A 15967-nucleotide genomic window follows, 5' to 3' on the forward strand; every position below is an offset into this window, starting at 1 on the left:
TGGGTGACCAGCACACGCCGACCTACACGTCGACGACCGACCATGACGCTCACGGCAACGTGATTCGCGAAGTCGATCGTGACCAGGCGGTCACACGCCGAACGCACGATGTCATGGACCGACCGTCCACGGTGACCGAAGACGCGACGGAATTGGCCTACGTCACCCGGTACGGCTATGACCTTTCCACGCTGTCGCCGGACTACGGGGTCTCCGCCGACAACGGCGACGTGTATGTCATGCAGAATCCGGCCGGTGATTTTACCGTGTCTGTCTACAACGACTACAACGAGCTGACGGCCACTTATGACGAACTGGGACGCGTCACGAAATTCATTCGTGATCAAGCGGGCCGAGTCAAAACGGTCATCCCGCCACACGGGAAAGCGATCGAGCGGACCTTGGACGCACGCGGCCGCGTGCGCGTCGAATCCGGGCCGCTTCCGGACCAAAACGTCATCACGACATTTGACAACGCTGATCGGAAAACCAAAACGGTCGTCGCCAATACGACCGGCGCACAAACGACTCAGTTCACCTACAACGTCTTCGATCAACTGGCCCAGCGGATCGACGCCGAACAGCACGTCACACAATGGCACTATGACGCCGCAGGCAATCAGACCGCCGAAGTGTTAGCGGCCGGGACGTCGTTGGAATTTGTCACTGCCTACACCTTTGACGATCGAAACCGTGTCGAAACCAAACAGCGCGGTGATGCTAACCCGACCGAGTACGCCTACTACCCCGAGGGGCAAATCCGGACCGTCACCGACCCGCGAGAATTCGTGACGGAATATTTGCTCGATACGATGAATCGGCGGCGAACGATCATCGATGCCGAAGGCGGGGAAACCTTAATGACCTATACCGGTGAGGGACAACTGCTGACCCTGGCCGACGCTCGTCGGATCGATGCGGTCGAAGGACCCACGCCATTCTTTACGACCTACAAATACGACGGTTTGCACCGAATGACCGAGCAAACCAATCCGCTGAACGAAACGACGCGTTATGAATATGACGCTCTAAATCGAAAGGTCGCGGAGTTTGATCCACGCCATGCCGATTCATCCAACGACCAGCGATACGTCACACGAACCGAATATGACAAAGTAGGACGCATCGCGGCGACCATCGACGCCGAAGGAAATCGGACCGAGTATGAATATGACCCCGGTTGGGATACGGTCACCAAAGTTAAAACGCCGGCACCGAATCTGAACGCACTCGGATTCGTCGAGACGACACACTCGTACTCTTCCGATCGACGCACGTTGACGGTCACACGACCGACGGGAGAGAACAGTTCTCCGATCGTTCAAATCAGTCAGTCCGATACACTGGGGAACGTCCTGACAACCCAGATCGCCGGAACCCAGGTGCAATCCAAGACGATCTATGACAAGCTTAACCGCGCGATCGAAACGATTGATGCGTATGGATCTGCCGATGCCGCAAGCCACCGAATCATCTACGACGCACGCGGGAAACTGTTCCAGAACATCGATCCACTCGGCTACGTGACAGAGTTCGAATACGACGGAAAATTGGATCTGGCAACCACGACGTACGCAAAAGGAACTGCGGAACAATACTTCATTCACACGGTCATCGACGACGCTGGAAATCAGGTCAGCATCAGCGACCCACGCGACAGCTCATTGATCACAACGACGAAGTTCGACGGACTAAATCGGCCGTATGAAATCCGTGCGCCATTCGGTCCCATCGGCGATCAACAAGAATCTGTCGTGACCCTCGGCTACGATGCCATCGGCAACATCGTCTCGGAAACCGATCCGCGAGATCCGAATTGGATCACGCGATACCAATACGACCGCGCGGGGCGTTTGGTGGCCAAAACCGATGCACTCGATCACGACTGGTCCTATGACTATGACAAAGCCGGCAACCAAACCGAGATTTCCAACCCATTCGGGCACACGTCAACGGTCGAGTACGATGGATTGAATCGTGCGATCGGGCGATCGGATGCGTTGGGGAACACGTCGTGTATCGTGTATGACGCCGCCGGAAACCTGGTCCTGGAAATCTCGCCCAACGCGGGTTTGACGTCTTGTGACGGAATTGCGGGCCTTGGCACGACGCACGTCACGCAACACGTGTACGACGACGCCAATCGGCGCGTCGAGATGATCGACGCGGAGGGCTATCAAACCGGATATGTCTACGACCCGGCCGGCAGGACGATCGAAACACGGGATCCGCGGTTCTACACGCGTGACCCTTCGTACGTCGCCAAGTTCCAGTACGACAATCGCGGCAATGTCACCCAAATCGAGCAGCCGTCGGGACTTCAGGGTGGTGATGAAGTCATGGTGACGCGGTACACCTATGACAAGAAGGATGCACGGACGCGGGTGATTGATCCCCGGGGGATTGAAACCGAGTTCACCTATGACCCGCTCGGTCGTGTTTCCACTCGCACACAACAGGTTTCAGTTCCATTGCTCGATCACACGGCACCAGCCGAAGTGACCGAGTACAAGTACGACGCGTACGGCAATGTGTTAGAGGAAATCGATCCACGGGGAAGTTTCTTCAACACGATCAATACCTATGACGCCGCCGGGCACCTGCACACCTCCACGACCAACACCGGGACACCCGAGTTTCCGGGTGACCCCGCAACCTGGACCTACCTTTACGATGCCGAGGGGCGCGAGCTGTCGCGTCAGGATCCACGAGGCGAGTACTTTACGACGCTGAAACAGTATGATGCTCTTGGGCGACTGGAGCAGACCACCAGTCCGCGGGGGCTTCCCGGCCAGCAACTGACGCCAGCGATTGAACGCTATATCTATGATGCCGCTGGACGGCTGGAACGCAAGGAAGGCCCTTTGCGTGACACGTTCGGAGAATTGACGAAAAACGAATTCGAATATGACAACGCCGGGCGTTCGGTGAAAGCGACCAACCCGCTCGGGCACGTCAACCGCTACGACTATGACCGCAACGGGAATCTGTCTCTAGAGATCTACGAAACCCACGAGGTGGATGGGATTGCTGTCCCCGAACGACGCGTTGAACACCGTTACGACCAACTTGATCGCGCGTACCGCACCATCGACACTCTTGGCCGGGTGACAGAGGTCGAATTTGACGAAGTCGGAAATTTGATCCAGACGACCGGTCCGAACATCGCACTCGGTGGTCAGCCGGCGAGCATCGAATACACGTACGATGCGGCAAACCGGCTTCGATCGATGACTGATCAGGAGAAACACACCACGTCGTATCGTTACAACGGGTCTGGACAGAAAACTGCCACGACCGACCCGCGGGGCGACTACTACACCGTCGAATCGAAGTTTGACGGCGCCGGTCGCTTGATCGAGATCATGCAACCCACAGGTACCGCAGAAACCCCCGGTCCCGTCGCGACGCAATCGTTTGCATACCAGCGCGCCGGAAACATTGTCAAACGCGTCGACGACCGTGGCGATGCCTATCACACCACCACGACGTATGACACGCTGGGGAACGTCGCGATTATCGATCATCCCGACGGACGTGATGATACCGAGGTGTCGCGATTGCTCGAACGCTGGGAATACGATCTGGCCGGTCACCTCGCCCGACAGATCGATCCCCGTGGGGACGGCTACGAGAGTTTGTTCCTGTATGACGCAGCGGGCAATTTAACCGAGCGACGGATGCCGTCGGGAACGGAGCAAAACCCTGAGGAATTGGTCGAGTCGTTCACCTATGACGAGGTCGGTAACCAATTGACCCACCGTGGATTTGGAGGGCCCGACTACATCACGACGATCGACTACGACGATATCGGACGAGCTGTCCGGATTACCGATGCCGTGGGTGATTCCATCGAGTGGGCGATCGATCGCTATGGGAATCCGCTTTCGACGACCGACAAGTTTGGCACGTCATACACCACTTACGATGCCGGCGACCGACCACTGGTCGAAACCGATGGCTTAGGCCATGAGACCCGGTTTACATACCTTCAAACGTCCGAAGGGGAAGTGGTCCGTCGGACGGACGAGCGAAACAACACGTCGGAATTCCTATACGACGGCCTGGGACGAGTCGTGCGTCAGACCGACCCCTTGGGCGTCCCGACTCACTACCAGTACGACTCCGCCGGGAATCCGATCACGTTGACCGATGCGCGTGGATTCATCCACCGGACCGAGTTCGGCGCCCGCAATCTGCCGCTCCGCCAGGTGCTTGCCGAAGGCACGACCGAGCAAGCGGTGCTGACTTGGGAATACGACTCGCTGGGTCGTGAGGTCCGTCGAACCGACCCGCGCGATCCTACCGGAACCTTTTACGCGGTCGAGACCCAGTACGATGCCCTCAGCCGGCCGGTCCGCGTCACCCAATCCGCCGCAACTCCGGAAAACCCCCAGGCGTCGCGTTCAACGCCGGGATTTGCGGGGACCCCGTACGACGGTTTGCTGGTTCAGGAACTGTATTACGACGTGGTCGGAAACGTGATCCAAGTGATCCCGCACGGCGGGCCGGCCTATGCCGAAACGATGACTTATGATCGCGCCAATCGCTTGATCAAAACAGAACTGCCGACCGGGACCGATGTCGATCCCCGCACCAGCACGACGCTGATGGACTACAACGACAACGGCGATCTGGTACAGCGGACCAGCCCGCTCGGTCACGTCGAAAGCTGGCAATACGATACCGTCGGACGGCAAACGCGTTACGTCATCCACGGCGGTCAAGACCGTGGCGATCTCGTCGAAACGTATGACTATCACAGCGATCAGAATGACGTTCGAACGGTGATCACCGATGCCACCGGCAGCGTCGCTCAGATTCACCATTTTGACGCCCTCGGCCGCGTGGATCGCATCGAGTACCGCGACGATCCCGACTTGGTGCGGACATTTGACGCCGCCGGAAATCTGGAAAAGCAATCGCAAGGTCGCTGGTCGATGAGCTACACCTACGATGCTCGAGACCACCGTCTGACGACGACCGATGCGGAAGGACAGACATCATCGTCGACCTTCGACGCGGTCGGAAACTTGACGAGTGTCACGGCCGCCGGAGACAGCAGCCCGACGCGTTACGTCTACGACGGTAGGAACCGTCGCACCGAAACCATCGATCCGATCGGGCGGAAAACCGAAATCGAATACGACGCGTTCGGCAATCAAACCGCCATCGTTGATCCCGGCCAAACGCGCACCACGTTCGAATATGACGCAACCAACTTGCTATTGCGAGAGACGACTCCCTTTGGTGATTCCACTCGCCAATACAATCCGGCCGGCGATTTGATCCGTTCGGTCGATCGCAACGGACGGACGATCGAATATGTCGTCGATCATTCGGGAGCGGTTCGCAACGAATCATGGCTGGATGGAAATGACAACGCTGTCCATCAAATCGTCTATGACATTGATGCCGACGGAAGATTGGTTTCCGCGGTCGATGGCGATAATGAGATCCAAATCGATCTCTACGACGATGCGTCGGGACACCTCGATTCACAAACGCTTCGTTACACCGGAAACCACCAACTGTTGTTGGATCGCGATGCCGACGCGCTGGGCAGGACGACGACGTTTGCGCTGACGGCCCAGTCGGAAATTGATCCCTTGTTGACGGCCACCTATGCACGACCTGACGCGGACCAGCGGTTGCGTTCGATCTCACTCGGTGGCACGTTTGCAGCTCCAATTTCCTTGGATCTGGATTACACCGACGATCTGCCGGGATTGGTTAGTTCCCTGGTCTATCGAGGCACGGACGGTCAAGCGGTCGCAGACACTCAATTGCAGTACGACGACCGTGGTCTATCTCAATCCATCGTCCACTCGGTCGGCGGAACGGCTTTGGACACGTTCGCTGCGACCTACTATCCGGACGGTCAGATTCAGACGGAAACCGACATCCGTGGGACGACGACCTACCTGTATGACCAGGCCAACCAATTGACATCCGTCGATCGCCCCGGAACGGAAGACGAGTCCTACTCCTACGACCTTGCCGGCAATCGGACGGATTCGCAAATCGTTGTCGGAACCGCCAATCGTGTGACCAGTGCAGGAGGACGGACCTTTGCCTATGACGACGAGGGCAATTTGACGGAAGTCCAAGATTCGGTCAGTGGACAAACCCAAACGTACCGTTGGGACCATCGAAATCGGTTGGTCGAGGTGGAAACGGTTGACCAAAACGGTGACACGTTGTCAATCGTCCGAAACGAATTTGATGCGTTCGACCATCGCGTTCGCCAGATGACGTTGGAACCGGCCGCGCCCGGCGAGCAAGCCGAACTCGTCGAGGACCGCTACTTCATCTATGACGGCGAAACCTTGGTCGCCGAATTCGTTGACAATCCAGCCAGCCAATGGGCTCCGGAAGTCGTCTACCTGAGCGACCCGGTCGGTGGTGCGACGTATGCGCAAGTGACCGGTCCGACGGACTATCAGTTCCTATTAAAAGACCGGGCCGATTCGACGCGGCTGATCGTGGACGCCGATGGATCGGTCGCAAATCGGTTGCACTATGACGCCTACGGCCAGATCAGCGAACAATCCGATCCGGGCGAATCGTCGCGGTTGCTGTACACCGGCGCGGAGTTTGTGGTGCCGCTGGGGCTGTATTACATGGCCGCCCGGTACTACGACCCGTCGTTGGGACGTTTCATCTCGGTTGATCCCAGCGGTTTTGCCGGGATGGATACCAACTTGTATCGCTACGCCGGCGGCGATCCGGCCAATTACCGCGATCCGTCGGGGTTGGCACGTCTTGCGATCGGCGGACTTTCTAACCGCACCCAACAAGCCGCCTCGTTCGCCGGTGGCGTTCCCGCCGGATTCAGCGGCAAGCTGCAGACATTAACGTTGCAGCCCGGTGTGTCCTTCGGTGGGATGGGGCTGGCGCGGGCGTCCCATCATTTTGTCGCCGAAACGAGCGCGACGATCGACTTCGTCGCCAATGCAGCCTATGCCAAGGCACAGCCGTTTCTGGCCGGCGCGGCAAAGGGGCTCGCGATGTACTACGGCACGATCGATTTGGCGCTAACAAAGCGTGAGATTCCGGACAGTAGTGAAGCCGCGATCAATCAGTTCAAGAGTCGATTGACAGCGGCCGGGAAATGGTTGTCGGGCGAAATCGCGGCGGCCAACGGCTTGATGGAACACATCACCGAACGTGGCAAGCAGAACCGTCAGGCGACCGGAAAAACGGATGCCGACGGCAATAAGATCACCGAGATCAAAGACCTGTCGATGCACCTGAGTCTGGTCACCGACGCGGCGATCTTTTCGATCTACCAGGGAATCGCCGACATGGCGGCCTTTGGAATCGATGCGTTCGAAATCTCGCTTGCCTACGGCAGCGGCAAAAGCGACCGCCAACAGCGTCAGAATTACAGTCAGATCACGACGGCGGTTGAACAACTCGGTGTCGCACAGGTCGCCGGGATGATGGCCGAAGCGATCTTCAATCTGCCGGCCGATCTGGCGTCCGGTGATCCGGCGCGGCAGGGCCAAGCGATCGGCATGATCGCCGAGACGATAGGCGGGGCCGTCGTCGGGGGCGGGTTGGCGTTTGGTGCAAAATCAATTGCCCGAGGTGGCGGGGCCGCATTGTATCGCCTGCTCCCTAGCCTGCCGCAACGTCCGAAGGTCCGCGCTAGCGCGACGATGGATGCACCGACGATGCCGTCGATTCGGGAAATCAATTTAGGAAATCGACGTTTCGACTATGAAACGCTTCGGAAAAACCATTTGGATCAACCAGAAGCTCAATTCGATCAAGTCAGATCGCGGGTCGATGCCTTTTTCCAGGATCCGGGTAACAAAGCGCGCCTTTCCGATCTTACCCGTGCCGAGATCGAACAACTGAAACGCGTCGCCGAGACGGTCGAAATCTCGCGTACGCTTCGGGAACCACCAAAGAACGGCAAGAAAGAGGGCTATACGGTTGGTAAGCCGGATGCCAATGACATGGAGCACTATATCTTTGACGATGTAGAAGGAATGGCAAATCGTATCCGTCGTCTGAAAGACCCTGATTGGCAAGCGGAAACAGCCCGAGTTCAAGCCGACACGGCGAAACTGATCAAGATGGCCAAGAGTGGGCTCGACGAAAATCGGCTCAAGATGGTAGCCAAGTTAGAGGAACTGATGGGGCCGGTAGGGCGGGCCGGACTGCCCAACATTTGGAACCGACTGCAAGACGTTCTTGCCGAGTCCGTGGATGTCAAACTCGGTTCGACCCGCAGCGGCAGTTTGTCATCCAAAATAGATGATTTGACGCCGGAGCAAGCGGTCCAGGTCATCAATCGGCTCGACGAGATCTGGACGCGGGACCAAGTTATGACCGAGATATCGGCGCAGTTTGTCCGCGATTCAGCGTTCGCTAAACAGAACGGAATCGCAGGGATTTTTGAACGCGGGTCGTTCGGTGCTTCGGCCGATCAATTCCTGTTCCGCGCCCGGCAAGTCTATGGAATCGCGACGAGTCAAAAATCGCCATTGGATCTTCTCGACGGTTCGAACTGGCAGTTCGCATGGCGCTCTGTTGCTGATCTCTTCAAAACACCGTTGGGAAGCGCAAGTGATTTTGACTTCAATATCGTAACCCTGAATTCGAAACTCTTCGAAAAACTGCACTCAGTATCGGTATTGAAGGACGGACGCGGCAGGCCGGTGAAGGTCCGGGACGCCGATGGGAACATGAAAAATGTCGAGATCGTTGGCAAAGAGTTTGTCGATGCATTTTTTGAGTTCGCCAAAAAACAATTGCAGGAACGACGGAAGCGAGCGACCGATCCCCGAATCATTCGCCAACTCGATGAGAATCTCGAGACGTTTCGCGCTGCTGAGGCGACACCAGACGGTAGGTACAAGTTGATCGAGCTGTACAAACAAGACCAAAAGGAGTTTGCCGGCCTCAATACTTATGACGCAATTGCAAAGGGCCCCATCGAAAAGGGGGCACATGGATATCTTGTCCCCTTCAAGGATTATCTGTTTGGGCCCACCAAGGATTCGCCGGGAGTGGATCCGGACGTTCTGATTGAGGCACAACGGCTTCGCGAAGAGTTTGGGGACTTGAAAGGGCCAAATGTTCCCGAGGGCATGTGGAGATTGCAACTGCAGTCCACGACAATGTCCGATGGAAGCGTCAAGATTCTCGCAGAACACCACGATGTGCCAGCATCGTATCAGCTGCTCGCGATGGGGATTTACGGTCCGTTGCCGTATTCAGGCTCGGTGGTTCCTCTCGTTCTACCAGACGAACAAGTTCAACAGGCTGTCGAAGCCGCATTTGATGACAGCCGCACCTATCAGCCGGCTTGCGACGCACCACTGACGGTGGAATCGGTAACGCTGTGCGGTAGCTTTGCCACTCAGAATTGGGCCGATGAGTTGGGGTTCATTCCAAATGTCGAATTTGTTTTTGCCCTCTCGGACCTTCCGTATGGCGTGCTCGGCACCACGCAAATCATTGATCGTGACCAGTTCGGACGTCCCGCCCAGGCGTTGATCACGATCGATGATGATGCCTCCGGCGTCGGTTGGAACGGAGCGGGATACGATTTGCATTCGGTGCTTCTGCATGAGATCGGACACGGGTTGGGATTCGATCCGGCCGTTCCGGCATTCGGCAGTCGACAGCAATTCGACGATGATCGCTGGACGATGCTGTTGCCCGCCGGATCGGTCGTCTTCGAATCCAATCGCTCGGAACTCGACCCGGACGTTCATCCCGATGCTGTCATGGCCGGTGCCATTGTCAGAGGCCATTCGAAGTCCCTGACCGATTGGGATGTGCAAGCGGTTCAGATGGCCTTGCAGGCGGTCGATGCCGATTTTGTGGAAACCTATCAGTCGGGCCCGCTGTATCTCGAAACGAAGGACCAACTCGGTTTCGTCTTGATCGCTCAAGACATCGAGGATGCAATGTCGGCCGGACCCGCCGTCGGGCTGGGTAACGAAGATTTTGCCGAACCGGAACCCTCGTCTGCCGAGTTTGTTTGGGATCATCTTGGCGGACTGTCCGTCGCCGCGGAAATGGCCACCCTCCGCGAGGACGTGGGGATGATTTCGGATCTGTCGCAGACGTTTGTGGTTCCCAGCGGGATCAATACGATTTCGTTCACGCTGTCGGGCATCTCGATGGATGTCGGGGGTGTCGCCGATGGCAATGCCGTGCACCCGCCGGAGGTGTTTGAGGTCGCGCTATTGGATTCGGCCGGTGCGACCAGTTGGATGGGGCAGATGCCCAAGTTGCCCGGCGGTGATGCGCTGCTTTCGATCCAGGCCGACGGGACGGTGTACTTTGCCGATGGTGTGACGGTTGAAGGGGTTTCACGCAGTGGCCGCATCGGTGATCTGAGCCAACCGATCGACGTGGTCATCAGCTTGCCAGCAGAGGCTAGCGGTGAAACCGCGACGCTGATGTTCGATCTGGTCGGGTTCGGAGAGGACAACAGTCAGGTCCAGGTCAGCAACATTCTGTTGGAGGCGAGTAACGGATGGCAAAACCCGATCAACAGGTTCGATGTCGATGACAATGGATTTGTCCGAGCGTTAGATGCGTTGGTTGTGCTAAACGAGCTGGCGCGGGCGTCGGTGTATCACCGGTCGACCTACAAGCTGTTCGAAATCACTGACACCGTCGGGCCGCCGCCGTTCTATGACGTCAACGGCGACGGGTTCATCACGCCCATGGACGCGCTGCGGGTGATTAACGAAGTCGCGCGACAGCAGGCCGCCGAACCCGAAGCATTCGACGAAGCGCTGGGGGAATGGTTGGACGAGGTGTAATGCCAGCGGGAAGCGTGAGCGAGCGGCCGGTGCAGTGCCGACGTGGGCCACTGGCTGACGCCACGTGCTGGCAATGCCAGCGGGAAGCCTCTCCCGCTGGTAGTGCTCTACGCAGAATCCGTCGGCTTGGTTATGGTGACAAATCACGCTTCCCTTCCTTTTGACCTGCGACCCCCATGGCTGAACTGAACCTTGCGATCCGGATCGATTCGCTGGGATTGCCCCTAAAACGTGCCCTCGACGTCGCCGCCCAAATGGGCATCCGATCGGTGGAACTGAACGCCCGTCGCGAGATCCATCCCGAATCGCTGACCGACACGGGGCTGCGGCATCTGAAGAAGCTGCTGGACGAACGGAACCTCTCGGTCGCCAGTTTGCGGTTCCAAACCCGACGCGGCTATGACAACCCCCAGGATCTCCAACGCCGCATCGAAGCGACCAAGGCGGCGATGAAGCTGGCGTACAAGCTGGGCTCGGCAGCCGTGATCAATTCCATCGGATTCGTCCCCGACGACGAGAACGATCCGCGTTATGAGGCACTTGAAGCCGTGCTCAGTGACCTGGGCAGATACGGAGCCAAGGTCGGCGCGTTTCTGGCCGCGGAAACCGGCGCGGAGACCGGCGAGAGCTTGGCGACGTTGTTGGAAAAGGACGAAGACGGGTTTGTCGCCGTCGCACTGAATCCCGGCCGATTGATCGTCAATCGCCACGGTGTCACCGAGGCGGTCAAGGCGCTGAAGGAACGGATCCAGGTCGTCTGCGCCACCGACGGCGTGTTGGACTTGGCCGCCGGACGCGGGCTCCATGTTCCGATCGGCGAAGGCACCGCGGACTTTCCACAGATCTTTGCCACCCTGGAAGACGTCGGATTCCGCGGCCCCTGCATCGTCGGACGCGAGGATTCATCGCTCCCAGAGCTTCAACAAGGAGTGCAGTACCTGGGGAATCTGGGGATGTAGCCTCGGGAGAGGGTAGGAAGATTTTGGAGGTAGGAAGATTTTGGGACGCGACATGTTTGTGTGGACCAGAACAATGACAGCCACCAACGCGAGTGGTTGTGTTACGACGCAAATCGCTCGCGGGCATGTCACGTTTGTACGCGATCATTTTCCTACCTCCAAAATCTTCCTACCTTTTCGGCATGTCGTGCGGATGCCTGCCTGTGAGCAAACCGCAACCTCAGTAGAGATCCACCTTCATGAACGCGCCCGAAGACGTTACGATCACTCCGGTCGTCGTGCCGGCTTGGATCTTTAACTTCTCCGACTGTCCTGACCCGCCGGTCGTTTTGAGTTCGATCGTGTAATTCCCCGGGGCGACTTCCCAGTTGATCCCCGTCTTGGGATCTCTGGCACCGGCGCCCGCGGCGATGGTGTAGTCCCGGCGGTTGATCGTCAGAACGGCGGGGCTGGCGGTGTCGTTGGCGATAAACAATCTCGCTTTTCCCGGTGTCGGCCAGAGTCCGGCCGCTTTCGCCGCCTGGGCATCGCGGGACACCATCGTGATCGCCGTTTCGTCGCCTTTGCCGGCCAACTGCACCGTCAAACCGCCGCCGGGTCCGGTAAAGGTCAGGCTGGCGCTCTGACGATCGATCTTGGCATCCGCCACCGTTTCGTCCCATTTGCCCCACTGCCCGGAGCCGAGTTGGCGGCGGTAGAAGTCGACCACCGCATCCAGATCCGCGGCGACGGTCGTCTGGATCACTTTGCGGAACGGGCTGCCTTCGGCTTGGATGCCCTCGTGGCCTTGCGGCACCGGCAACGCGTCGTAGCTGTCCGCGGGCAATCCGCCGACCGGTTCTCGCGTGGCGGACGTCTTTTGGCCCAGGACGTCGACGTCCAGACTGACTTCAAAGCTGTAGGTGCTGTCCAGGAACTCGGCCGGTTTGGACATCCGTGCGGTGCCCCGCGCCCGTCCGTCTTCGATGACGATGGCGTCATCCAGGTTGCTGTTGCTGCCGATGCTGTTGTTGTCGGCCCAGATCGAGAGCGAGCTGACGTTGTCTTCGGCGTCGACCAACAATTTGATCTGCGGAATGAATTCAAAATAATCATCCGCCGCGGGTCGGCCCAAGGCTGCGGTCAGCTTGTTCATGTTCAGCGGTCTTTCCGAGAACACGATGGCGGTCATCGGGTCGTCGAAGAACATCACGGGATAGGCAACGACGTGGGACAGATTGTAGGTTCGGCCGCCGAGAGTCAACTTGCCGGAATTGGGCAACTTGGGTGCGCCGGCTAGCTGTTTGGCGGGCGTGGAATCACGCGTCAAGACGGGCACGTCGAAGCTGATTTCGGCGGTGTAGACCTTGTCAAAGAAGTCACCGGGTTCTTTCAACGCGACCGTGCCCCGCGCGCGGCCGTCTTCGACCAGTGCCGAGCCGACCAGCTCGTCGCCGGACCCGTGCCCTGGCGTTCCCCCGGCCTGCAAACTCAATTGTCGCGGTTGGTCGTCTGCATCCAGCACGATCAGCAGGTGCGGTTGCGGCCATGACGGACCTCCGTCGTCGTTTTCATCGCTTCCGGTTTTGCGTAGCCGGGAGAGCAGAGAGTCTTGTTTAACGGTCTTTTGGGTGGCCACGATCTTCGTCTTCCACTCGTCATACTGAAAGACTTCATAGGCGATCACATGCGGCAGATCGTAGGTGGTGCCGTCCATCACCACGGTGCCTTTGTTTTGCAGCTTGGGCATGTCAGCGATGCCTTGCTTCGGTTTTGCTTGCCGCGGTGGCAGGTCCAATGCTGGTTCGGCCACGTCCTGATCGGGCGCGGTTTCAGCGAGCATCTTTTTCGCCGCCTGTTTCGCTTGCTTGGCTTCCTTTTTGGCCCGTGCGATCTCCTCCTTCATTCCGTCCCACTGCATGCCCTTGGTTCGAAATTCGACTTCGCATCCGTCATCTTCGGCGGTCAAGTTGACCGTCAGCGAGGACTTCTTTTGCGAGAATGTCATGCTGACGTAGTGTGCAAAGTCCATCGTCGTCGCATCCTTCTTCCAGTTGCGTTTCTCGAGTTCCTGGACCAGGTATTGCTGGGTGGTTTTCAGATCCGACGGGGATTTAAATTCAACGGTTTCGAAGAAGTCGCTGTACTCCAAGTCGGTGGCATCGTCGGGGATCGGCAATTCCTTGGGCGTCGGTTGGTCGTCTTCTTCCCACATCATTCCGGTGGGCGTCAATCGGACTGCAGTTCCGCCGCCTTCTTCACTGACGCGGACAACCAACAACACGTTCCCTTTGGCAAAGGTCTGGACCCAAAAACTGCTCTGCAAATTGTCTCGTGCAGATTTCCGCCAACCCTGCTCGGTCAACTTTTGGGCGTAAAGGTTTCCGACCGACTTGAAGTCCGACGGCAATTGAAAGCGGACATCGCCGCGACGTTTCATCATGCTATATTGCGTCGCGTTGTCGGGAACGATCAGGTCCCGGACACGCATCTCCTGGGCGTCCGCGGGCGCCGGGAAAACGATGGCTGAAAGGACCAACAGAGCCGCCACGGAATGAAGAAGTCTGCGGGACATCGCGGTTTTCTCCTTGGGGGATCGTTCGAGTCGACTCGTTCATTTGAACGGGTGCGGGCAGGAAGGGCCAGCAAAAAGAGAAGAATCCCGGATAAACGTGGCGGTGGGAAAGATCATGACCCAAGACGAAACTAGGATCTGGCTCTCGACGATGCGTGAAACGGTGTCCGGATACCGCCGGATGATTGACGCGGCTGTCGAACAACTCTCCGACGAAGAATTGTTTTCGCGCCCCGAGCGTGACATCAATTCGGTAGCCGTGATCTTGCGGCACCTTGGCGGCAATCTTCACAGTCGCTGGACAGATTTCTTGACTTCTGATGGCGAAAAACCGGACCGCGATCGTGACGCCGAATTCACCGATTGGGTTGGCGACCGGCAATCGCTGTTGGATCATTTCAATGCCGGCTGGGCCGCACTCGAATCTGCAATCGCGACGATCGACGAGCATGCGGTCTCCCAGACGATCTACATCCGCGGCGAGTCGCACTCCGTTGCTCAGGCACTGCTACGATCGGTGACACATGTGACGTACCACGTCGGTCAGATTGCGATCATCTCGCGGATGGTCCACCAAGGTGACTGGAAATGGCTCACGGTCGCCCCAGGCGATTCGGCGTCCCACAATGAAAGGACCTGGGGAACGGCTGCCAGTCGAAGCATCTTCTCGGGCAGCAAGAAAAACCAATAGGAATCACGACTGGACGGCGAAGACAAATCCGATCCAGGTATTCGAGATTCCCCGTGGTAATTCTGATGGAGTCGGCGCATCGTTGCCCGCATCCGCTGGACGCATTCCGGTTCCGATTGATCAATGACACCTGCATTCCCCTCGCCCGCGACCAAATTGGCATCTTGTTGATTTTGAACCCCGGCTCCACTGGATTGTCGCCTGGCCAGCTGCTGCAAAGTTTCCCGAATCGGCCGAAAATCGGTTTCGCTCGTTTGGAACACGGTTCCTTGGTAGGCCTCGATCGCACGGGCAGCATGCAATCGCCTCCAAGCCTCGATCTTGCGGTCTCGGAGGCTCTGTAGAAACGCGATCTCCAACTCGCGTTTGACGGTGTGGTTGGGTGCCGCCGACTGATCTGCGACGACAGAGGGGAAGTCGGCATAGGCTTTCATCCAGCGAGGAAACCACTCCCGTTCCTTTGCTGGCAAATTCAAGAATCCCAAGCAAGCGTCATACGGTTGGAGTGTCATGATCGATTTCTCCCTCGTGTAATTCGAGTGACCTTTTGGCCTTAATGGCTGGTGGCGGTATTGCATAGCCCGTCCGGGCCCCGTGCAATCGGGTGGTTCCCATTATCGGCAGTCCGACTGCTGATAATATGCGTAGATCACGGCAGTCCGACTGCCAAGAATTCATCGTTCGCGCTGCCAAATCGTACTCGTACTCAGGCGTCAGTCGGTACTCGTACTCGTGCTCGAAACAGCCGCAAGCAAACCAACGTCATTCGTCGATGCCGCTGATTGGTGCGCTCGAAGTGCGCCCAACTGAATTCATCAGACCTCCGTTCCGTGGGGTTCGCTACTGATGTCATCGTTCGAATGGTGCGCGGTCGACTCGGCCGATGAAGACAAACCAACGCCTGTCGATCGAGTACGAGCACGAGTACCGCGTTGCTGAGTACGAGTACGATCCAAGACAATCCGAC

The 15967-nt window shown here is 57.8% G+C and carries 4 protein-coding genes (1 of these 4 cut by a window edge); 3 read left to right on the plus strand and 1 reads right to left on the minus strand.

Annotated elements, in window-relative coordinates:
* Positions 1–10796 carry the end of a CARDB domain-containing protein gene (locus Mal15_RS15000; protein WP_147868522.1) on the plus strand. It extends 26614 nt beyond the left edge of the window, so 10796 of the gene's 37410 nt are visible here — the last part of the coding sequence; its start codon lies off the left edge, out of view; its stop codon occupies positions 10794–10796.
* Between the two features lie 176 nt (positions 10797–10972).
* A complete protein-coding gene (locus Mal15_RS15005) occupies positions 10973–11755 on the plus strand; it encodes a sugar phosphate isomerase/epimerase family protein (RefSeq protein WP_147868523.1) in 783 nt (260 codons plus the stop codon).
* 220 nt (positions 11756–11975) lie between these two features.
* Here Mal15_RS15005 and Mal15_RS15010 read toward each other — a convergent pair whose 3' ends face one another.
* Complete coding sequence (locus tag Mal15_RS15010) at positions 11976–14309, minus strand: hypothetical protein (RefSeq protein ID WP_147868524.1); 2334 nt, start codon at positions 14307–14309, stop codon at positions 11976–11978.
* A 115-nt stretch (positions 14310–14424) separates the two neighbouring features.
* Here Mal15_RS15010 and Mal15_RS15015 point away from each other — a divergent pair, with 115 nt between their 5' ends.
* Positions 14425–15000 (plus strand): DinB family protein, encoded by a 576-nt coding sequence (locus Mal15_RS15015; protein WP_147868525.1) that lies wholly within the window; start codon positions 14425–14427, stop codon positions 14998–15000.
* The last annotated feature ends 967 nt before the right edge of the window (positions 15001–15967 follow it).

This window comes from Stieleria maiorica (assembly GCF_008035925.1).
Lineage (GTDB): Bacteria > Planctomycetota > Planctomycetia > Pirellulales > Pirellulaceae > Stieleria > Stieleria maiorica.